This is a genomic window from Armatimonadota bacterium (assembly GCA_028871815.1).
GTDB lineage: Bacteria > Armatimonadota > Chthonomonadetes > Chthonomonadales > Chthonomonadaceae > REEB205.
On sequence record JAGWMJ010000014.1, the window covers coordinates 1 to 22,320 of the forward strand.

Here is a 22,320-nt window from a genome sequence, read left to right on the forward strand (position 1 = left end):
ATCCGGGCGGTATTGAGCCGACGGTATCCACGGGCGGTTGGTTCTTTGCCGACGCGACCGATGCATCTCAAACCGTGCATCTGATCGGTTCGCAGATCGGCGGTTTCGTAACCGGAAGCGGCGGCGAGATCGACACCTTCACGATTTATAATAACGAAACCGTGTCCTATCCTGTACCCGATCTCACCCTCCCTCCCGGCCGCTGGCAGATAGCCTGCTGGCTGGCTGGTTCGATTGGAGGCGTATTCGACGGCCAGCAGCCGCCTTATGCGTACGCCACCAACCCCGTCACGATAACCGTACTGCGGTAGGTCGCCCGGCATCGACGGGACGTGGTTCGTTCCGCCTGACCGCAAGCCGTGGGCGGCCGGCCTGGCTGGCGCTGCTGCCTTCCGGCTCCAGGCGTGACAGGACCGCCAGCAGTTGCTTGGGCCACCAACTGTGGCGCCGCTGGCCCTGAGCTCACAACAGCGCGCAGATGGCCTCCGGTGTGCGATGTGGACCCGACCGAGGAACGTTTGAACGCTGAGCCAAGCCTGCGAAGCCATCCGCAGCAAAATGTGACACCCATTTGTAGCCCGTGGACCGGCGTGTGCCGAATGGTTCGCACAACTCCGCGAACCCATGCAGGCCGCAATGTGCTTTCACAACGAACGGGCGCCGCTCATCTATCGAGCTAATCGCCTTCCACGGCATGGCGAAAGTGCGTCATTACGCCTGCGTGGTTGCAAGGGATTGTTGCCTACGTACGCAGCCGATCATGTAGTCAGGGTTCCCGGCTCATACGCCCTTTCATGCCCCGAACCCCGATTAAGAAGGAACCCTCCCTAAACGAAGGAACGCATCGGGGTCTTCGGTCAGGATTCTGCACATGCAGGGACTCTGGTTCGGTCAGGCCTCGGTCAAGGCCTCGGCAAAAATCCGCCTGCGGGCAGTTGTGTTATAATGGGCCGTTGCCGCCCGGCACTTTGTCGCCCGCGGCCGGTGGGCCCGTTGCGGTGTAAGGAGACCTGATATGTCTGGCCATTCCAAATGGCATAACATCCGCCTGCGCAAAGGCGCGCAGGACGCCAAGCGTGGCAACCTGTTTACCAAGCTGGCCAAAGAGATCATCATGGCCGCGCGCGCCGGCGGCGGCAATCCCGATACCAACTTGCGCTTGCGGCTGGCGATGCAGAAAGCCCGCGACAACTCGATGCCGCAGGATAATGTGAAGCGAAGCATCCAGCGTGGCACCGGAGAGCTTGATGGCGCTTCCTACGAAGAGGTCACCTACGAAGGCTACGGTCCCGGCGGCGTGGCCGTGCTGGTGGAGTGCGCCACCGACAACCGCAATCGCACCGTGGCCAACATCCGCAGCATCTTCACTAAGTGCGGCGGCAGAATGGGAGAGAGCGGCTCGGTAGCCTACCGCTTCAAGCCGATAGCGCTGATCGCCGTAAGCCAGACCAAGACCGACGAGGAGGCGCTGTTTGGTGTTGCGATCGACGCCGGCGCGGATGATATACGATCCGAGGATGGGCGGTTTGAGGTGCTTGCCTTGCCGGAACACTTCGGCCGGGTTCGCGACGCCATCGAGGCGGCAGGCATCCCCATTGAAACCGCCGATCTCACGCTGGAAGCCCAGGACACGGTCACACTGGATGACAAACAAACCGAGCAGATGGTGAGGCTGCTGGATGCCCTCGACGACAACGAAGACGTACAGAACGTCCACTCGAACGCCGACCTGAGCGAAGAGGCGCTGGCTGCGGCTGGGTAGGCCGACCTGCTTTGACAGACGACGACCGGGACCACGTACCCGAAGAAATCCTCACAGACCGCGTTTGCCTTACGATCACCGACGGGGACTCCGGTTCGCGACTCGATCAGTTTGCAGCGGCGCATCTCGCGGGTGTTTCGCGTGCCGCTGTCCAAAGACTGGCCGCGGTTGCCGAAAGTGAGCCGGGCGGCATCTGGGTAAACGGACGTCGTGAACGGTCTTCCTACCGGCTGCATACGGGCGACCGCGTTGAAATCGACGTGTGCGCGCCCTCCGTTTCCACGGCACAACCGGAGTCGATACCCATCGAAGTCGTCTTCGAAGACGACTTCCTGATGGTCGTCAACAAGCCACGCGGTATGGTGACACACCCGGCGCCTGGCGCGCCTTCGGGTACGCTGGTGAACGCCCTGTTGGGCCGCATGGCGCAACTTGCGCCGCGTGGCGGCGCCATTCGACCCGGCATCGTGCATCGACTGGATCGCTTTACCAGCGGACTGCTGGTGACGGCCAAAACGGATTCCACCCTCGCCGCGCTTCAACAACAGCTGGCGGAGCGAAGCGTGAAGCGTCAGTACTGGGCCGTGGTTTGGGGTTCGCCACGTTGGGAGCGCGCCACGGTGGACGCTCCAATCGGCCGCCACAAGTCGCACCCGGAGAAGATGGCGGTGCTGGCTGCGGCGGCAAACGGCGCCAGGGCTTCCCGGACACACTTGAACGTCGTCGAGCGATACCGTGGCTGCTGCTCACTGCTCGACGCGGAACTGGAAAGCGGACGAACCCACCAAATCCGCGTCCACTGCGAATATGCCAACCATCCGGTCGTCGGCGATCCGCTGTATGGAGGCATGCGTAAACTTCCGTCAACCATCAACTCCGCAGCGAAGCGGGCGCCGGTTGAGCGAGCCATTTCGGAGCTCGGCGGCCAGGCGCTCCACGCGTTCCGGCTGCGATTCCGACATCCGGTGGATGGTACGGAACTTCAATTTGAAGTGCCGATGCCGCCGGTGATGCAGGCGCTTGTCGACGCCTTGCGACAGCTGTAAAGCGACCTACAACGCGATGACTGGCGCGGTAACCGGCACATCCGTGCTCGTGAGCGTGACAGTCACCGTGTTCGATTTCGTGCCCGAAGCCGCCGAAATGCTATAGACGCCGGCGGCCACCCAAAAGCCATAGCTCCCGGTAGAATCGGTGGTGGTTGTACCTATCGTCGTTCCATTTTGCACCAGCGTAACCGTAAGCCCGGCAGGCGCAGCCTGGCCGCCCACGGTAACCTGGCCGGTGATATCGTTCGGCGGCCCGGGCGTTGCCCCGATCGGTGCGGCCACCAGCAGGTCGCCGAGATTGTTCACGGGTGGCGATGCGCCGAGCGCAAATTGAAGGAAGATTTGCCGCGTCTGGTACCCAGTGGCCGTGATGGTGCCCACCGGCGTGTTGCCGTCTCCGATGAGGCCAACCGGAAGGCCGCCGATGGAGAACGTGCCATCCACGGCGGAGGTTGCCGAACTCCCTGATATGGTTACCAGAGCATTTGCCACCGGCGTTGTCAGCCCCTTGAGATTCACAACGACGCGGCCGCTTACGGCGGCGGTGTAACCGGCAGCTGAAACGAAGATGTTGCCCAGGTTGTTGGATGTATTGGCAATCAGCGAAGTGGTGAAGTGGCCGGCGATTTCGCCGGTAGCCGTTACCGTCACGGCTGCCGACCCGGCGGAGAGCCCCGTGACGGTGAAGGTACCGTCGGCTGCGGTGGTAGTGGTGTGGCCGTTGATGCTCACCTGAGCCGCCGTGGCGGGAGGCTGGTTGGTCTCCACCTCCAGAACCTTTCCAGTTGCGGTGGTGCCCGTGGGCGTGGTACCACCACCGCCGCCACCGCACCCGGCGGCGATCAAGGCCACGGTGGCTGCGAGCGCCATACGGACAGCTCGCGACAGGGACATAGAGACGCGATTATGTGTGCAGTTGACCATGGTTTCTGGCTTCAGCGGCCGTTCTGGAGCTATCATCGGGTTACGAGCAGCGGCACGGCGACGCGCGTCTTCTCGCCGCTGGCGGCCTGAGCAGTGATGACCACGATATACGTCCCGGCCGGCACGCCGCGGCCGGTGTTATCGCGTAAGTCCCAAACCTCCGAATTGGCTCCGGAAGATGCGGCGCGTCCGCTGGACAGTGTCCGAATGACGCGCCCGGCGGACTGGATCTCCACGCGCGTCTGGGCCGCGGCGCTCAGTTCGTAATGAATGTCCGCCGTGCTGACCGCTCGCCCGCGAGCGAACGGCGGTAGCGTGGCGAACGCGTTGAGAATGGTGACAGACGGTGCGGAGTTGGGCACGGCCGTAACACGGAAACTGCGCGTCAATTCGCCCGGCGCCGCGGTAAACGAGTAGGCCGCAACACTGTTCATCAGCACTTGCGCACCGGTGGAGAGGTCGGTAAGGGTAAGCCTCATACCGCGGGGCAGTTTCGCCGTGCCCGTCCAGGCAATCGTGGTGGCATCACCAGCGGCGGGTACCTGCACGGTCAGGTTCCATTGGCTGGCGGAGCCAAGGCGGCGAATATCTGAAACGAAGTTCCCGCCGGCAGAACCGTAACCGGCGCTCCAGTTGGCGTGTGGAAAGACGGCGAGCAGGGTGGCTCCAGTTGTAAATGGAGGCGGCGATGCGGCATCCAACGACGAGATGTATGCATCGCTTCCGCGTGGCGACTGACCGAACACTGCCGAGGCCGAATGCCCTTGCGCGTCACGAAGCATCATCTGAAGCTGCCAGCCGTTATGTACACCGGTAATGCCCGTCGGCGCAGCCGGTGTGCGGCTGGGTGCGCCGAGTCTACGGTTGCCCGGCGTGAGCGGCTGCGGATTGTCGTAGCTGAGAATGACGCCTTCCGGTACCATGACGCGGATCCAGTAACCTTGCCACGGCGCCAGCGCGTTGGGCTGCCCCGCCGCGGTGATGTCCTGGTAGCCTCCTGCCGTGGTAAAGCTGAATACGCCGGCAGCCACCCAGCCCTGAGTTATTGCATTTGCCAGCGTAGCTACCTGACCCAGGTACTCAACATCCACCTGCGTCGAGAGATCGATGGAGCTGTTGTATGGCGGTCCTATCTGGTTCCAGCCGTACTGGAGTGAGACGCTGATGACCGGCTGAGCGGCCGTGCTTTCGCCGAAGACGCTGGTATTGATCGTGGTGGCAAAGTTGCTCCATAACCCATAACCCGGCTGGTAGAGCGGCAGAGATGGATACCGGTTATAGTTATCCGTGCTGGGTGCGGTTGGTCCCGATTGGTCCCATTGGGCCAGCAGCGCAGCCTTGGGGTTAATGCCCAGCGCCGCCGCCATGTCGTGGGTATACGGGAGCAGAGGCAGCGAGATCATAGCGGGACCGGCGGCGAAGCTGTTGGCGAGTGTCGTTGCCGGCGCCGGTGTCTGCAGGACCCAGATCGGCGCAATGGAGTATGTGTTGTTGAATGCGGTGTTACGTTGAAAGTGCACCACGGTGCCACCCGTTGGTGTGAAATCGATGTGGGTACGGCTGAAACCGTTGGGGACGGCGCCGGAGGAGCCCTGAGCGCCAAACGCGCCTTGTACGGCGGCCGCCGGCACGGCGCCGCTGCCACCGTCGTAACTCACCGAAACCGTTCCGCTATCGGCGCCAACGGTTGTTCCCGCAAAGTCGTTCGGATTGCCGTTTGCTCCGTTCTCTTCATCGACTGGATAGTAGACGCGAACGTAGCTATTGGCAATAAGAAAGTCCATAGCCAATCGCAGCTGCGGAGGTTGCCCCAGGCCGCTGAAAACGGGAGCGACCGAGCCAAAGCCATCACTGATCTGCACCGAGTCGTAGTTCTGACCGAAATCGAGGCGGTTGGTGAAGGTGTTGTCCCAATAGACAACCTGGGCGGTGCCGCTGAGGTTGTTCTCGTCACCGGTCGGCGTCGTGAGGTAGTAAACCGTGAATACCGCTGCCCCGCTGTTGGTACCACCGGACGGATTGGTTGACGTTGCGGGCGTCGTGTAGGTGTAAAGCTTGGTCCCCGCAGTGATACTGGTATCCAGCACATACTGTTGCTGGAACCACGTATTGAAATCAGTCATCTCGACGGTGGCGGCGCCGCCGCCATTGCTGAGCGCCGCCAGGGCAAGTGCCCTCAGGCGGACGGTATCGTTCGCCACCGTAACGTCTTGCTGATAGGCCAGGTAGTAGCCGCCGGGTGCGGTGGCTGGAGACAAGCCGTTGTTGAATGCAACGAAGAAATCGGGGTTTTCGATGTAGCACTTCAGCCAGGCCGCGGCAGCCATCTGCATTCGCGGGATGAGCATGCCGCCGAGGTTGTTACTTACAGGCTGACCGCTCTGGCTGGCCGGCGAGAAGGTGTTGTTGCCGAGCGCAGGCTCGTTCTCGAGGTCATAGAATGGCGTGTAGTACAAGTTGAGCGCAAGTCCGGGATCGGCATCGGGCACGTCGTTGCCGTACGGCTGCGCCGTCGCCGGCAGATTCTCGTACTGAGCGCGCAGATTTCGGGCGGCCACAAGAGCCACCGCACGGGCCATGCCCTTTTCCCACGCGTCGTACGCCATGCTGGCGCCTCCGTGGAATGCCTGAGCCAGCACCTGCGCCACCGCGAGAAACCGGCTTTGCCAATCGCCAAACGAGGGCAGCCAAATCTCCGAAGTCCCGTCAGCATGTATCACCAGCAACGCGCCTTCAATACCCTGCACTTGAGAGGCGTAAGGGTCACGGTTGAAGATCGTGATGTTGCCACCCAGGATCGGGTGGCCCATAATCTGCTTGATGGCGGGGTAGAGCAGATTGACGAGGTTGACGATCGCCTGTGCGTTATTTGGGCCGGAGGTCGGCCAGGAGAACGCGCCGGTTGTGGGCACCGTAAACGTGAGCTCGTTGGTATTCGGCGGATCCGGCGCCCTTGTAATCCGGCGCATCTGTGGTACGAGCAGCTTGCCGTTTTGCCGCAGCAGAACAGTGGCGGCCAGGGGTATGCGTGCGCCGCGCGCGGCAAGGTGGTTGCGAATGAGGAACTGGAGCTCGCGCTCGGCTACGGTACCGGCAGCCTGCACCTGCGGCAGTATTTCGCGACTGATCTGGTCGTCGATCGCCGGGTAATCGTTGGGGTTGTTTACGTCCAGCACGTAAGCGCTCTGCGGGCCGCTGCTGACGGCACGAAAGCGGGTGTTGACGATGTTGGTGTACTGCTGTGCGGAAGCGAACTGAGGAGCCAGCGCTGCAAGGAGCACGAAGACAAGCGATCGCACCGGGAACCTCAAGCTCACAGACGGCCTCCTCACCTGCAAAAGCCGGAAACGGTCGGGGGAGCGTTGATCCTCTAGGCGGCGCCGGCGCGCGGGGGTTGCTGCAACGGCTGCTGGATTATACCATACGCGTGCTGCGGCTGCCGGTCGCGCATGTCGGCCCAGCCGAGCGCCGCCAAACCTCGGCATGCGTATCGTGCGCAGCATCGACCGTCACAGGCACGTCACCCAGAAGGTAGGCGTACTGTTTTGCACCGATCCGAACGTACAGTATTCCGAACAACAGCGCGAACGCGGGCGACACCGCAGTATCTGTACGCAGTCAGGTCGCGCCGGCCGCACTGCGTTGCATCCGGAATACTCCCAACTCAATGGCGCGAAGCGTTGAGGCCCGGTTTCGGCCGTTCCACTCCATACCGCCGCAGATAGTGGCGCCCGGCGGTACGGAGCGCCCACGGCAACGCCACGCCGCCGGCGCTCCAAGCGAACCTCACGGCGCGACGAACGACCGAACCGGGCTGACGGAGAAGTCCGCTGCGACCTTATCCTCCGACAGGACGGCCCAGTAGTAGGTATGTCCACTGACCAATGCCGGACCGCCGTATACGACGGAAGTGGCCGGCGCCGATACCAGGCTGGTGCCGGGGTTGTTGGGGTCCGCCGGCCAGATCGGCAAGATGCCGTTTGGATCGGTATCCGACTGGTAGCTTGGAAACGCGTCGTAGACCAGCACCTGATACAGCGTGGCCCGGTTCACCGCCGTCCACTGCAGAGTAGGCGTGCTGCTGCTCACGTTCGACCCCATCGCCGGCGAGGTGAGCGAGATCGGGCCGAGCGGTTGCACAACGGTTTGGGGCTGGCTTGGCGCGCTCTCACCCGCCGCATTGCCGGCCGGGAAGTTCACTGTATCCAGTGCGGCAACATCGTAGTACGTGAACACGTCGGGCGTCAACGCCGGATCGACATCCGAATACCGGTCGGCAAGCGGATCGCGCAATATCGCGAGTGTGGCATAGTGCGTGGCATCGGCCACCGACCGCAGTATCTCGAATCCGTACAGGTTCGTCGCCGTGTCGTAATCCCAGAAGATATCGCTTTCGATGATGCTCCCGGCCGGCGTACTGCGCCCGCCACGGTTCTTGATCGTGGTTTTGCCGGCAGATGCAAAGCGGTGGCCCAGGAGGTGGCGTCGCGCCAGCACCCAATGACGCAGCGCGTTGATTGCCGTCTGCGACACGATGTCACCGCCCACAGCCCTGGAATCCACCGTCGGCGTAGTGATGGCGACCGATGTCAGGTTCGTCGGTGGATTGATTGGTTGGCTGGATCCGGCGGCCAGCGTGAATGACTGTGTGGTTGTGACGCCGGTAAAGGTCTGGCTGTGCTGGGTTGAGTTGAAGTCGCCTGGAAACGACGCGACCAGGGTGTAGTTAAACCCACCGGGAAGCACCGGAAACGTGTAGACGCCGGAGGTATTGGTAAACGCCACCCACGACGCAAGGTTGGTGAAGCGCGTGGAATCGGTGGTATCCGGGATGGCCGCCACCACCTGTGCGCCGCTGATGGGTGCGCCGTTCGCATCGGAAACCGTACCGGTTATCGCACCCTGGTTGGCCTGGTTCGAAACCACCACGTGCACGTTACTGGCCACCGTAGCTCCGGCGGGTATTACCGCGGTGTTCTGGCCCGACCATATTGCGCCGTTCAATGTGATCCGTGCAGAGACTGTGGTGATCAGCGGCGCCGAGCCGGTTGGCGTTTGTACACCCGTGATCTGATAATCGCCAAACTGCGTGGACGTGACGGTAGTGGTTCCAAGAGTGACCGCTGCGCCAACCATCGCTGAACCGGACGGATCGGTAATGGTTCCTGAAACGAGCGCTCCGGCTGGCGCCGGTTTGACAGCCGGTCCACCGCCGCCGCCGCACGCAGTACCTGCGAGTACCAATATGGGCAGAGCAGCGGCAGCGATCCACTTGACCGGCCGGACCCTGGCTTGGAAGTATCGGTTAATTCTGTGTCCCTCCTGGTTGAGTATGGGGGATTCTGATGGCGAGAAGCTCAGGCACCGTCGTCTGAGCGAGCACCGGCCGTGGCCCTGCGCCCGCAGTTACGTACCTGAGGCCAGGCGAGGTCACAGCCCTGTTGGGATAGAGAGTACCTCCATCGGTCACCTCCACTCGGCGGGTCGCGCAGTCACCTATCTGGCATTATATCATAGACCTATTAGTCCAATCACCATATATCCGGCGATGCGGCGCCGGTTTGCTCCACCGTCTTGCCGCGTCGTCTGCGCAGGACGTTGGCTTATGGGTCGGCGCGAGCACAACCCAACGATCGTCGCCGGCCGGCGCTCCCGCGGCAGCATCGAAGCGCTCCTTCGCAAGTCGAAAAACACAACTCGCAGCCGCCGACCGAGTCAAGCCGCCGACTGTTGGCAGGCATGGACCACAGATGGTGGCGGTTCGATTATGCCGATCTCCTCAAGCCGATTCAGCTGCCACGGCATGTACTCGTCCGTGTACATCTGGTCAAGCTGAATCTCCGATATTGCTCCAAGGGCCTTACACCTTAACAAGGACCAATCGCAGACCCGATGGCGCGCGGCCTTGCGCGTCTGCGTAACGAATGCAGACCGAAAACGGGCGCGGCTCGTTGCCGGCGACGAGAGGACGCCATCCGCCCAACTTGGCCGCAAGCCGGGGATTGCGTGGCGCAATACGCCAGCGGCATCCATGTCTGAAAAAACACCTCCTTCACCAAGCCATAGAAAGCGGCGATCCAGGTGGCGAAGGCGGCGCACGGTCTCTACGTCGCTGCACGCTCCGGCCAGCGCAGCGGCAAGGCGCTGATCGGCGTTGAAGGTCCGAAGCCGAATCCGCCAATCGAGCACGAAATCGAGGCGCTCAATATCCTCCTCAAGATCGGTCAGAATCCGTGCCCATAGGTTTACGGCGTCGTCCGCCCACGCCGGCATTCGGCCCGTCTTGCACGCGGCGGATACATACTCCAGGTATCGCCACTGAATACCAATGGCTGTATCCGTCCCGCCATCGGACAGGGGCAGCTCCGCCTTGCAGCTTGCGTCCGCGGCTACAACACACATCGCGTCATAGTTGTTTGCCAATTCAATATGCGGCACACATTTCGGATTTACCTCGAACGCTGCCACTACCAGGGCCGTGGCAGCCGCGCGAAGAAACAGTGAGGTTTCGCTAGCCAGAGCGTCACCACAGGCAAGGTGCAGCCTTGCTGTCCCACGGATTCCCTCGGCACACTTAAAGGCGAACCTTGGTCCGGCGCCCAAGGCCTGCCGGTCCACTCTAGGTGAGAGGGTGAACCTTACGCTGCCTTCGTGCGGCTCGAGCCCACCAGAGCCGGCATAGATGACACGAGTCACCAGAAATGGAACGAAGTACCGCCACAGTTCGCTCGCCATGTCTGGCACAGAATAGTTTTCGTGACTGGCACAGGTGACTAGCCGGTCGGAGTACGTGACACTGCCGCGCCAAACGCGAAGCTCGGCCAGTCGTGAGCTGTGCTCCACCGCACGCTGCGATGCGTCGAGGAATAGCAGATCGCCGGCCAACGCGAAACGGACCAACTCGTCGGGCGTTTCGCATTCCGGCGTCGCGTACTCCGGGTGACTGCCGATATCCAGGTAGGCACAGCCTCCGTTCGGCAGGTACAGCCTTCCGTCATAGGACGCGACCACCTTCACCGTGTGCCGGACGGCCCTTAGGAGCGCGCCGGCGCCGTGGTGTACGGTGGCGCGCCCATTCGTGGCCAACGGCGCGATGAAGAACTCGGATTCCAGACCAATAAGTGACCGAACCGGACCCCTGCTCCGCACGAGACACCTCCTGCCGACATCGCTTCCACCGTGAGCCGGCTCACTGTATTATCGATAAGCAGCCGCACGACATTTCGTTGCGATGTCGCCGAAGAGTCGAGTCGTCCGACCCGGACGCGCCACGGCGGCGTCGTACTCAACGCGAAGCGTAGATTCCATGCGGTAGAAGGTTTAGGGCCCGAATTGACTCGCGGCACTGATTGCAGCGGTGAATCCGCGCAGCCATCGAGGGCTGTACTCATCTCGAAATAGCTTCGGGATTCTCTTGCTCGTCTCCGGGCCAGCGAGAGCGTCCCAGCTCGCCTTGCACTCGAGTCCGGCGGCGGAATGTGCGCGTATCCACTCCGAGCGCAGCGACGCGCGCGTCGTAGCTGGGGCGCCGAGCACCACTTCATCCCACGTTGTTTGAATCGGAACGCTGCGCACCACCTGCGCGCCGCTAGCATCCAGCTGTTGTTGAAAGCCGCTTTCTCCCACGGCGAGGAAGTGTGAATCGAATGTGCGGAGCAGGACGACCGCTCGCCGGAACGTTCTTACGTGGGTGAACATGGTGTCGCGAACCTGTGCCAACGCGCGAAAACGAATCCGCCAGTCCAGTGTCGTGTCCAAACTGTGGGGGTCAGTCTCCAGTCGATCGATGGTCGTCTTCCAGAGCTGAAGTGCTTTCGCCGTCCATGACGGAAACTGAGCCGTTGCTGCCGCTCGTTCGACGAACTCGATGTACCGCCTCTGAATATCGAACGGAGAGATACTAAGGCCATTTTTCATTGGCAGCAGCGTGCGCAGCGTTGGGTCACGGTTCAACTGGTCCATTGTCTCCATTGGCCGCTCCAGATCGACCAGAGGTCGGCGGTCGCATAACACGTCGGCCGCCGCCAGCACGAGCGCCGTGGCGGCTACACGGAGAAACAGCGTAAACTCGCCCCCATGTGCATCTCCCGTCGTAAGGTGGACGCGATGCCGTGCGGAGCATAGGCTTTCACGATGGGACCACAATGTGGGCCGACGATCACTGAGGCTTGAGTAATTGATACAGGCCGCGCGGGGCGAGAGGACGAAATGTGGTCGTTCGCCGCTCCAGTCCATCGCGCCCGAACCTGTAAAGATGATGCGAGTGATCAAAAACGGCAGCAGCAGCGCCTCGTAGTCGGTCGCCGCATTCCGGGCGGTATAGTTTTCATGGCTGGATGCGACTACGAGGCCGTCATGGTAGGAGGCGAATCCGCGCCATACCGTTACCGATCTGTCGTTTGGGTAGCATTGCTTGATAGCTTCGGCCAGCAAGAGATCCCCGGCGCACGCGAACCGGACGAGCTCGTCGGGCGACTCGCACTCCGGTGTCGTGATTTCCAGGTGGTTGCCAATATCCTCGTAACAGCGGCCACCGTTAGGCAGGTAGAGGCAGAAGCCTTCAGCGGCGCAAGGGAGGTTGGATTCGATCCAGGTCAGCAGCTGGACGGTCAACTGCTGTGGCGTCTTCGCCAGCCTGTTTGAACCACCCTGGAGAAAATACTCCGTTTCCATTCCGAAAACCGTCCGAACGCCTGTGTTCTGCTGGCTTCGCAACAGCTGGCCGATGGTCATTGCCGTTCCTCTGTAATAGTCGCCAATTGTGCCGCGTGCGACGGCGGATACCCGTCGCCGCAAGTGTACGCGGCTGGTGTTACGGTGCGCTTCGGGGTGCAGGGTGTGGCCGCCGGAGCCTGGCCCACGGAAACTGACGCGGATCCGCTGGCTGCACAGTCGCGAACAAACTCGGCGAGTGTGGCCCGGCCGTTCGGTGCCGCCGGATCTGCGGGTTCCGGCATACCGATACGGTAGCGGACATCGGCAAGCTGGCCAAGAGAGATCTGATGCCAGTCCACGAAGTTCACCGTTACGTGCGATGGGATGCGCGCCAGGATTCCGGCCCGCACCGATGCGCGCGTATCGACTGGTGGATAAGCAACGAAACGCTCAATCTGCTCCTCCGTCACGATGTTGTGCGTGAGGCCGTTTGCCTCGCAGGCAAAGTAGAGCCCGACATCCGCATTCAGGTCGGCGTAGCGCCGGTCGAGCAGTTCAATCGCGGGTGAACGCCAGGTCAAACTGTGATCCGCCTCGAGCGCATGGCACAGCATGCGACGTTTGAGCAGCCAATCGAGGTGTGGTTCCAGTTCACGGAGTCGCCGGGCGCTGAGTTGTTCCAGAACCCACCGCCAGACGCCGAGAATCCGATCCGCTCCCGGTACGGCATCACCGCACCTGCCCGATCGCACAAACCCTTCAGCCGCCTCAAGAAAGGCCACCTGCAGTTCTACAGCGCGGACATGCTGCCCACCAATCAGTTCCGCTGTTTGCCTCAGTTCAGGATCGTCGGAGTACGCCTGAAATGCACGCACAGGGTCGCGCAAAAGGCAGCCAACCTCAGGCGCGACCTCGGCTTCGATCATCGCAACGATCAGCTGCTGCACGCCGGCCTTCAAATACGTGGCGGTTTGGCACATCGTACTGTCGAACGAGATACAGTGCAGGCGCGCTGCGGCGCTCGCCTCTCCGGCGAGCGTCTCGCGCCGTGAATTGACCAGCGGCCGCGCGAAGGTCGTCTGCTGCCCAATTAAGGTGGTTGTGAACTCGGCTCGCTGGGAGATTTGGTACGTCACGTCGGCATCAAACCAGGATGCTGCTTTGCCCTGGCCCGTGAACAGTACACTGCTGGCCTGGTAGCTCGCCAACCACAACAAACAATCCAGTCGCCGGTCGAAGAGACGGTCCCATGCCGCGGCACTGAGCAGCACGTTCAGGTGCGCGCCCCAACTGGTTCCCAATCCATCCGAGGTATTGGCCTGCAACTCCAGTCGACAGCCAGACGGCGCAACGGCCTGAGCCCGCGCGCGCGCGGTATCGGCGATACGGTACATCGCATGGATCGCAGCCGTGAAGTCCAACGCGGAGCGGGTTTCGGGCGTGCAGACCTCCAGATGGTCGCAGTCAATGTAGATACAGCCACCATTCTGGAGCCATACGCGTCCATGGTCGTAATGCGAATCGGATGCATATCCTGCCGCGACCGAACGCGTACCGCACACGTGTTTTATAACCAGGCGGCAGGCATTGTGTGGCCACTGTGGCCATCCATTGGCGTTCAGCATCGTATTGGCCAGCTCTACATCGGCGCCGACTATTTTCGGGAGTAGCTGCACATCCATTCTTGGTATCTTGAACTTCGGCGTGTTGGGCGGCGGCGGTTCGCGAACCACCGCTGGAGCGACAGGGACCGTGAGCCGGCCGCGCCGGCATGGCCGATGCGTTGACTCCGGTGCTGCCTTGCTCCTATAATCATCGCAGCGTCGAGATCGTTGCGTAAGACGGGCCCCGGCCCGGTGTTTGGTTCTTCCGTATATTTATAGGGAGCTCGCTCCCAAATCGTTGCAATGTCGGTGTGTCGCGGAGCCGGTAATATGCGACGCAGAATGAGTGACGGAACGAGGTAACGCATGGCGGAAGTGCGACTGGAGAACCTGAGCAAGCACTTTAATAAAGTGGTTGCGGTCAACAACGTCAACCTGCACATTCTGGACAAGGAGTTCATCGTTCTGGTTGGTCCGTCGGGATGTGGAAAGACCACGGCCCTGCGGATGATCGCGGGACTGGAGGAGGCGACGCTCGGCACAATCTTTATTGGCGAGCGGAACGTGAACGACGTTTCGCCAAAAGATCGCGATATCGCGATGGTTTTTCAGAACTATGCGCTCTACCCGCATATGTCGGTCTACGACAACATGAGCTTCGGTCTGCGTCTCAAGAGGACCGCCTCCGCAGGTATCTGGCCGTTCAACTCCCGCCGGACGTTCACGCGCGCCGAGATCGACCACCGCGTGCGCGAGGCAGCGGCGATGCTCGGGCTCGAACAACTGCTGCACCGCAAACCCAAGGAACTGAGCGGCGGGCAGCGCCAACGGGTGGCGCTGGGCAGAGCGATCGTACGCGAGCCGCAGGTCTTTCTGATGGACGAGCCGCTCTCGAATCTCGACGCGAAACTCCGCGTGCAGACTCGCACCGACCTGATCAAACTGCATCGACGACTAGGGATCACCACGGTCTACGTGACCCACGATCAGATTGAAGCGATGACCATGGGCGATCGAATTGCCGTCATGAGCAATGGACTGGTTCAGCAGGTCGCCAGCCCGCTGGAACTGTATAACCATCCTGCAAACCTCTTCGTTGCGGGGTTCATTGGCTCACCAGCAATGAACTTTATGGAAGTAACCGTTCGGTCCGATGGCGGCACGTACTGGGCGGATGCCGGCAGCTTCCGCGTAAGCATCCCCGCTCAGTTCAACGAAGCGATTGCCGCATACGACGGCAAGAGATGTACGTTCGGCATTCGTCCAGAAGACATCTACGACGGTGCGCTTCCCTCGCTAATAGCTGCGGCGCCTGGAAACACCGTTACTACCACGGTAGATGTGCTGGAGCCACTTGGCAATCAGGTGGAGATCTACCTCAAGGCCGGCGATGTGCCAATAAATGCAATGATAGACAGCTCCACGAAGGCTGAGACCGGGGGATCGTTAAACGTGATCTTCGATATGGCGAAATCGCACCTGTTTGATATTGAGACCGAGCGCACCCTCTACTGAGCAAATGCCTGTTTACAACCATTGCACGTTGTATTCCCGGGCGAATATCGGGTAACCTGAACATCCCTGCTTGAACAGGCAGGCGACCGCAGCGGTGTGGTCTGGCGCTCTGCGCCCCGCTTCCCGCCTCGCCGAACTGCGAGGCCCAACGCACGGGTCGATTTTTCACCAGTGCCGTTCCGTCCGAGGGGAGAACTTGTGAATGCGTGACTACGAAGTTCTGTATATAATCGATCCGAACACCACAGACGACGGTGTGCCTGTCGTGATCGAGAAGTTTTCGAAGTTGATTTCGGACCAGGGCGGCGAGGTCACCTCTGCTGAACTCTGGGATAAGGGCCGACGAATGCTGGCCTACCCGATTGCCGGTCACAAAGAGGGAATCTACGTGCTGATGCAGTTCAAATCAGCATCCGAAGCGCCTCTGGAACTGGACCGGGTGATGCGGATTGACGAGGCGATCCTTCGCCACCTGGTTACTCGCACCGATACGCGGCAGGAATAGCCGACGCGCCACGGTCAATTGTCTTCCGCATCTGCGGATGTGGCGCCAGTAGTAGAGTGATGCCTGTTTGAGCGGCGACCTCGAACATCGCCGGTTCAGCCACAACGGCAGCACAAGTAACCAGCGCCACAGCAGGCGCGGAAGGATCCAATCATGCTGAACCGAGTTATACTCATCGGACGCCTTGTAGCCGACCCGGAAATCAGGTACTCCGGCGACGGCACGCCGGTCGCCAGAATCCGCATCGCAGTGGACAGGAAACGCAAGGACGAAAGCGGCAACAAAGTCGCCGACTTTTTCAGCGCGGTAGCGTTCAGCCAATCCGCACGCTTTCTGGAGCAGTACGTTCAAAAAGGCCGCCTGGTGGCTATAGATGGACGGCTTCAGACGAATCAGTGGACCGCACAGGACGGAACCAAGCGGAGCACGGTAGAGATAGTCGCGGAGGACGTACAGGCGCTGGACCGCGGACGCGGCGACAGCGCACCAGACGTTGCGGACGCACCTTTCAATCCCGGCGGGCATCGCTCATCGGCGCCGGCGCCGGAACCCGACGCGTTCAGTGGAACGGGACCGAACGACGCCGCCGAAGGTGACAAAGACCCGTTTGAAGCGGAGTGATCCTCCAGACGAAAGGACAGATAGACGTTGACAGGAACACCACGTAGACCGCCATCCAAGGCGAGCAAGTTCCGCCGGCCGCGGCGCAAGGTTTGCATGTTCTGTGCCGATCACCTCGATTCGCTCGATTACAAGGCGATGGGCAGCGGACGATTTCGGACGCGCCTCATCAATGATCGAGGCAAAATCGTTCCGCGGCGCACCACCGGAACATGTGCCCGCCATCAGCGAATGGTTACCGAAGCCGCCAAACGCGCACGCGACATCGCCATTCTGCCGTTTGTTGTAGATTAGCCGGTCCATTGGCTCCAGAACCGCCTCTGGAAGGCGAGGCCGAGCGGCTGGACCAGCTTACGACGACGCACGGCCTGGCCGCCGCGGATCCAGCCGGTATGGCAGGCCTCATCACCGCTCTGCCGGATCAGTTGCGAGCGGTGCCCGCCGAGGTTGGCGCGCAAATCGCGCAGTCTGGAGCGCGGCCCGGTTTGGTAATCGCCGCGGGCATGGGTGGCTCCGCGATTGCGGCCGATTGCGCTGCCGCCATTTCTGCCGAGGCAGGCGCCGCCGCGGTTATACCGTGGCGGAATTACGGGTTGCCCACGTGGGCAGGCGATGACGCCATGTTTGTGGCGATCTCGTACTCCGGCAACACCGAGGAGACCTTGTCCGGCTACGCCGCGGCTCGCGAGCGACAGCTTCGCCGCTTTGCCATCACGAGTGGCGGCGAACTCGCCGCGATGTGCGCCGAAGACAACGTGCCGGTCTACTCCATTCCCGAAGGTCAGCCACCGCGCACGGCACTTGGGTGGCTGCTGATGCCGCTCCTTGAAGGTCTTAGCGCCGCCGGGGTGCTGCAACCGGCACTGCCGCAATCAATCGATGAGACGGCAGAGGCGCTGCACCGGCTGGCGGACGAATTGGCGCCGTACAGGCCGTCGCGGTCGAATCCGGCCAAGCTCCTTGCGCTGCGCTTCTGGCAGGCTCTGCCGGTGGTCTATGGCGTTGAGCCGTTGTGTCACGTGGCGGCCTACCGATGGAAATGCCAGCTGAACGAGAACGCCAAAATGCTCGCGATTAGCGGCGGCTTGCCCGAACAGAACCACAACGAAGTATTGGCGTGGGGCCGCATAGCTGAACAAGCGCCGAACTCTTTTCCGGTGTGGCTACGGACGACCGGCCCATTTGGCGATTCCCGCATGACGCAGCGGGTTGAAGCTACGCGGCGCGTTCTCGGCAGCGACGTAGACTCCGTTGAGGTCCGCGCGTGCTCGGGCAGCAGCTTGACGCAGTTACTGTGGTTATGCCTGTACGGTGACTTTGTGTCGCTCTATTGCGCACTGCTCGGTGGAGTAGACCCTACAGCTATTGGCGCCATCGACGCGCTAAAGCTCGCCATGTCAAAGGCATAACTCAACGCTGCCCGGCTGACGCAGTTTCGAGGTATTCCGATCGAGCCGCGGCCGCCTCCCAATGGGCCAGGGCGCGATTCAATGCAGCCTGAACGCCGCCGTGCTCCTGCGATATACCGACGATATCATCACCGGGCTGTGGCGCCGAGAGCGCGCTCTCGATCGCGCCCAGTCGCCGCTCCAGCCGCGCAATCTCCGCTTCGGCCGCAGCCAGAACCGACCGCATACGACGGCGTTCACGGTTTCGATCAAAGGCGTTCATCGCATCAATATCCGGATGACTGCCGCTTCGCGGTTGACCGGAAGTTGCGTGCCCGGCAATCGGACCCAGATCGGGAGTCGGTGCTTTCGGCCACACGCCGCTGGCGCGCATCTGATTATAGGTGCCATCAAACAGCACGGCCGCGCCGTTGGCAATAGCCAGTGTTCGGTCGCAAGCCGCGTTGAGCAGGTACCGGTCGTGGGACACCAGCAGCAGCGTGCCATCGTACGCTTGCAGCATCGCTGCAAGCGCCTCGCGCGACTCCACGTCGAGATGGTTCGTCGGCTCATCGAGGATCAGCAGATTCGGTCGCAGCCAGGTGATCTGAGCAAGCGCCAGCCGATTCTTCTCACCGCCGGAAAGCAGACGGACCTGCCGGTAGACGTCGTCGCCGGTAAACAGAAATCGGCCCAGGTGCGTCCTCGCCGTCTGAGGTGGAACGTCCGCCACGGCGAGAAAGTTTTCGATCACCGTGGAGTCGAGATCCAGGTCGCCGGTCTCCTGGGCAAAATAGCCCATGGTTACGGAGGCCCCGAGCCGCAGGTAGCCTTCGCTCGGCGCCTCACGTCCGATCACCATGCGCACGAACGTCGATTTGCCACTGCCGTTAGGACCCGCGATGCCGACGCGCTCACCCCGCCGGATCAACCCCGAAAGGCCCGTGAACAGCACGCGGTCACCAAATCGTTTGCCGAGCCCGTTGAAGGCCAGCACCTCTTCACCGCTCATCGCGGAGCTCTTTACGCCGAGCCGCGGCGCCGATCCGGCGCGGACCGGTGCCGCGGTGGCGCCGGCACGGATTCGGTCAGCCCACCGTTTGCGCATCACCGCCTGTGATCGCTTCGAGGGCGTGTTCTTCCACTTCTCAAAGAACTCGGTCAGGCGCGCGATCTCGCGTTGCTCCCGTTCGTGCACCTCAGCCTGTCTTTGATCGCGCATCTGCTTCTGCACGCGCCATGCCGAGTAGTTTCCCGGCGTTACTGTGATCACCGAGCGCTCGAGCTCAGCGACTCCTGTTACGACATGATCCAGAAGCACGCGGTCATGCGAAACCAGAAGCAGCGCTCCACCAAAGTCGCGCAGATATCCTTCCAGCCACTCAGTGGCTTCAATATCCAGATGGTTGGTCGGCTCGTCCAGATAGAGGATATCCGGACCGGAGAGCAGCAGCCGGGCGATGGCCAGTCGCGTCTTTTCACCACCGGAGAGTCTGGAGCATGGCTTATCAAGGTCTGCTGCAGCAAAACCCAGGCGCGACAGCACCAGCGGGACGTCGCGGAGGGCCTCGTATCCACCCATCTGATCGAAGCGCTCGCACAACAGGCCATACTCCTCGAGTACGACCGCCTGCTCTTCGCCCGTCAGGTCGGCGAGCTGCCGCTCGGCTTCGTGCATCCGGCGTTCCATTTCGCGAACGTGCGCGAATGCCGCCTCGGCTTCTTGCAGTACCGTGTTTTCCGAGTCGACCGCGGCTTCCTGGCGCAGATAGCCGAATTGAATGCCGTGCGCGTACTGAATCGTGCCGGTGTCCGGAGCCATCTGGCCGGCCAGTATGCGGAGCAGCGTCGTTTTGCCGGTGCCGTTTCTGCCAATTAGCCCCAGCTTCTGCCGCCACTCCAGCCGCAGATTCAGGCCATGCAAAACCGTATCGGCGCCGAAGCTCTTCTCTATGCCCTGCACAACGAGCAGGCTCATCGTGGCGCGCCGGGAAAGCCTACCACTCTATGGCAGAACCTGTATGTGCGTTTGAAATGCGTTGTCATCGATAAATCGTGCGCCGCCAGCTACCAGTCCAACCCGGAAGATGTGATCTCCGGGCGTCTCCACGCGAATAAAGCCGGTAACGGTAGTGACCTCACCAGGTCCCAAGGTCGGCCTGCTGAATCCGAACATCCAGGGCCATGAACCCGGGTCGTTTGCGCCGGGATGGTCGGAGGTAACCCGAAGGTCCAGCGCTCCGTTCACCTCCGCCGCACCGATGTCCCAATAGGCCTGTTTCTCGGTGTAGGTAAAACCGGCTGTCGGCTGCGTAATCAGGCTGGCGGGTCCCGGCAGATTGTTCCGCACGGTAAAGGTTACCTTGAGCAGGTCGCCGGCGTGCAGGCTGGTGGGTGAAAACGTTGCCGTCAGCAGGTGCGGCGACTGCGCCGGGGCCACCGTAACCGTAAGCGGCACCGGTGCGCTGGACGGCGCTCCGCGCTGTCCGAGAATAAGGTTGTAGCGCGATGATATCAACAGCCCCGCAGGTTGGCCCAACTGCAGGCTGTGCGGACCTTGATGAAGTACCGGAGTGGGTTTGCCGTTGAGCCATGCCTCCACGGGTATTCCAGCGCGCGCGCCGCTGAACTGCACGGTGAGCCGCTCACCCAGCGCCGCGGGATTCGGCGCCAGTGCTGTAACCCGCAAGCGAGCTGCCGGCCACCGGACCTCCGGCTCTCCGGCCGAAACGAAGCCCGTCGAGGAGAAGACGCGCACGACTGCCCGTGACGGTACTGGCTGATACCAAAACCCGCGCGGAAGCAGAAAACCACGCTGCGCCGATTTCCCGGGAAGGCTATGCAGCATCACCGGCACTCCGGCTACCTCGGCGAATGTATCCCGGGCGCTGGCTCCACGGAGTACGTTCCAGCCAGGAACCAATCTGGCAGGCGCCTTAACCTGTGTGGCTGCCGACGTTGCTGCTGCTGCAGCCGATAATCGCGAGCCGGACTCGGCCGGCGTGGATCCTGCGTCTGCGACGAGAATCGCGGCGGGAGCTGCGTCTGCGCCGATTGCAGTATTACCGGTGGCGGAGGCCTGCGTGTTGTGCAGCTGTACCGGAATCCCTGCTCCATAGAACGTGTTACCCGTCAGCACATACCCTCGCGACGGCGTGGGATCGCGTCCGTTCTGCCTTAGATAGATGAGTGATGAGGTCGGGCGCGGGGCATCCCAACCGAAGATATTGTGCGAAAAGTGATCGAACTGGCCATCCTCAATCTCAACAGCGTGGGTGGAGTCGTTGATGCAGAGATTCCCGGCCACATCGCAATGGCGTGAGTAGCCCAGCCACATGCCGTAGTTTGAGTTGGAGCAGTTGTTATCACGAATTACCGTATCGTCTACCAGGTCGACCTCGATCGCATTATTTGGGCTGTACGAGCAGTCGTTGCCGATGAGGATATTGCCGTGCGATCCATCCTTCGGCGGCACGACGGTGCCCGGCGTGATCGGCCCTTCGTTGGCCCGCACAAAAATGCCATCTCCGCCGAATCGCAAGTCATTATCCAGAATACGGTTCCGGCAGCTGTTGTGATCGATGCCGACGCCCTGTGCGTCATAGGTTTGCCAACCGGTAAGCGCCTGAAACAACTCACCGGCTCCGGTTGTGCACCAGATGGCCGAGTTATGCTGAAAGGTATTCTCAGACGAATCCCAAAAGTGAACGCCCCAGTTGCCGTTGAACGAGAAGTGGCTGTTCTGAATCGTATTGTGCATGCACCGCACCACGTCGACTCCGTCCCACTGATGCTGCGAGGTGCACGCATCCACGATGCAGCCGGTGGAGTCGCGCAGCTGCAAGCCGGCCCCATGGTTATCTTCTGGTTGATTGCCGCTCTCGTCGATAACGGTGCCGGCTGGCAGATTGCCGTTCCGCGATGTGTGACAGTGCACGACGCGCACGGCGACGCAGCGATCCAGCACGATTCCGAATTGGCACCCGGTAACGGTGGCGTTCAGGATTTGAACGTTGCGAGCATCGTGCACATGAATGCCGATGCCTTTGCCATCGCCGCGAATCACCGCGCCGCGGAAGTCGACAGTGATGTTGCTGCCGGAGATCTGTACCGCTCCGCTTCCCGGGTCGTGAAGCCGGTAGTCTCCCGGAGCGATGCGGGACGTCGACGTGATTTTGACGCCATCGGTCAGTCGCTTTGCGCCGGTCGCCTGTGCGTTCAGCACGTGCGCCGAGGCCAGTATCCCCGTCGCCGCGAGCAAACTGAGATTGGTACTGCGAAGCAGTGGGTACACGAT

At 61.6% G+C, this 22,320-nt stretch carries 17 protein-coding genes; 8 read left to right on the top strand and 9 right to left on the bottom strand.

The genetic code is table 11. The annotated features are described in order from the left end of the window. Positions 1–311 (top strand): hypothetical protein (locus tag KGJ62_14310; GenBank protein MDE2127751.1); only part of this gene is annotated, 311 nt, incomplete at its 5' end. Between the two features lie 151 nt (positions 312–462). Here KGJ62_14310 and KGJ62_14315 read toward each other — a convergent pair. Continuing rightward, positions 463–648, bottom strand: a complete 186-nt coding sequence (locus KGJ62_14315) for a helix-turn-helix domain-containing protein (GenBank protein MDE2127752.1) — start codon at positions 646–648, stop codon at positions 463–465. A gap of 367 nt (positions 649–1,015) precedes the next feature. Between KGJ62_14315 and KGJ62_14320 the strand changes: the two genes are divergently transcribed. Both KGJ62_14320 and KGJ62_14325 read left to right on the top strand, forming a co-directional pair. Next, entirely contained in the window at positions 1,016–1,762 is a 747-nt protein-coding gene (locus KGJ62_14320; GenBank protein MDE2127753.1) for a YebC/PmpR family DNA-binding transcriptional regulator, read from the top strand. 47 nt (positions 1,763–1,809) lie between these two features. Beyond that, positions 1,810–2,808 (top strand): RluA family pseudouridine synthase, encoded by a 999-nt coding sequence (locus KGJ62_14325; protein MDE2127754.1) that lies wholly within the window; start codon positions 1,810–1,812, stop codon positions 2,806–2,808. A gap of 6 nt (positions 2,809–2,814) precedes the next feature. Here KGJ62_14325 and KGJ62_14330 read toward each other — a convergent pair whose 3' ends face one another. The 6 genes from KGJ62_14330 to KGJ62_14355 form a co-directional block, all read right to left on the bottom strand. After that, positions 2,815–3,681 carry a hypothetical protein gene (locus tag KGJ62_14330; GenBank protein MDE2127755.1) on the bottom strand — a complete coding sequence of 289 codons (867 nt, stop codon included), beginning with the start codon at positions 3,679–3,681 and terminating at the stop codon, positions 2,815–2,817. Between the two features lie 86 nt (positions 3,682–3,767). Next, positions 3,768–7,052 (bottom strand): hypothetical protein, encoded by a 3,285-nt coding sequence (locus KGJ62_14335; GenBank protein MDE2127756.1) that lies wholly within the window; start codon positions 7,050–7,052, stop codon positions 3,768–3,770. A 469-nt stretch (positions 7,053–7,521) separates the two neighbouring features. Then, a complete protein-coding gene (locus tag KGJ62_14340; protein MDE2127757.1) occupies positions 7,522–8,871 on the bottom strand; it encodes a carboxypeptidase regulatory-like domain-containing protein in 1,350 nt (449 codons plus the stop codon). Positions 8,872–9,450: 579 nt separating this feature from the next. Further along, the gene (locus KGJ62_14345; protein ID MDE2127758.1) at positions 9,451–10,884 is read right to left on the bottom strand and encodes a proteasome accessory factor PafA2 family protein; all 1,434 of its coding nucleotides are present in this window, start codon (positions 10,882–10,884) and stop codon (positions 9,451–9,453) included. A 171-nt stretch (positions 10,885–11,055) separates the two neighbouring features. Beyond that, the gene (locus KGJ62_14350; GenBank protein ID MDE2127759.1) at positions 11,056–12,468 is read right to left on the bottom strand and encodes a proteasome accessory factor PafA2 family protein; all 1,413 of its coding nucleotides are present in this window, start codon (positions 12,466–12,468) and stop codon (positions 11,056–11,058) included. After that, positions 12,465–14,072: a proteasome accessory factor PafA2 family protein gene (locus KGJ62_14355; protein ID MDE2127760.1), complete on the bottom strand. Its 1,608-nt coding sequence runs from the start codon at positions 14,070–14,072 to the stop codon at positions 12,465–12,467. The genes KGJ62_14350 and KGJ62_14355 overlap by 4 nt, the downstream gene beginning before the upstream one ends. Before the next feature lie 288 nt (positions 14,073–14,360). Between KGJ62_14355 and KGJ62_14360 the strand changes: the two genes are divergently transcribed. From KGJ62_14360 to KGJ62_14380, 5 genes are all read left to right on the top strand, one after another. Continuing rightward, entirely contained in the window at positions 14,361–15,509 is a 1,149-nt protein-coding gene (locus KGJ62_14360) for an ABC transporter ATP-binding protein (protein ID MDE2127761.1), read from the top strand. A gap of 202 nt (positions 15,510–15,711) precedes the next feature. Next, positions 15,712–16,014 (top strand): 30S ribosomal protein S6, encoded by a 303-nt coding sequence (gene rpsF / locus KGJ62_14365; GenBank protein MDE2127762.1) that lies wholly within the window; start codon positions 15,712–15,714, stop codon positions 16,012–16,014. Between the two features lie 153 nt (positions 16,015–16,167). Then, the gene (locus KGJ62_14370; protein ID MDE2127763.1) at positions 16,168–16,635 is read left to right on the top strand and encodes a single-stranded DNA-binding protein; all 468 of its coding nucleotides are present in this window, start codon (positions 16,168–16,170) and stop codon (positions 16,633–16,635) included. Between the two features lie 96 nt (positions 16,636–16,731). Next, on the top strand, positions 16,732–16,929 hold the full coding sequence (rpsR, locus tag KGJ62_14375; GenBank protein MDE2127764.1) for a 30S ribosomal protein S18: 198 nt from the start codon (positions 16,732–16,734) through the stop codon (positions 16,927–16,929). An 8-nt stretch (positions 16,930–16,937) separates the two neighbouring features. Further along, positions 16,938–18,044, top strand: a complete 1,107-nt coding sequence (locus tag KGJ62_14380) for a bifunctional phosphoglucose/phosphomannose isomerase (protein ID MDE2127765.1) — start codon at positions 16,938–16,940, stop codon at positions 18,042–18,044. A 1-nt stretch (position 18,045) separates the two neighbouring features. Here the strand turns inward: KGJ62_14380 and KGJ62_14385 are convergent, their stop codons facing one another. Then, complete coding sequence (locus KGJ62_14385) at positions 18,046–20,001, bottom strand: ABC-F family ATP-binding cassette domain-containing protein (GenBank protein ID MDE2127766.1); 1,956 nt, start codon at positions 19,999–20,001, stop codon at positions 18,046–18,048. Positions 20,002–20,028: 27 nt separating this feature from the next. Then, complete coding sequence (locus KGJ62_14390) at positions 20,029–22,317, bottom strand: right-handed parallel beta-helix repeat-containing protein (protein ID MDE2127767.1); 2,289 nt, start codon at positions 22,315–22,317, stop codon at positions 20,029–20,031. Positions 22,318–22,320 lie beyond the last annotated feature (3 nt).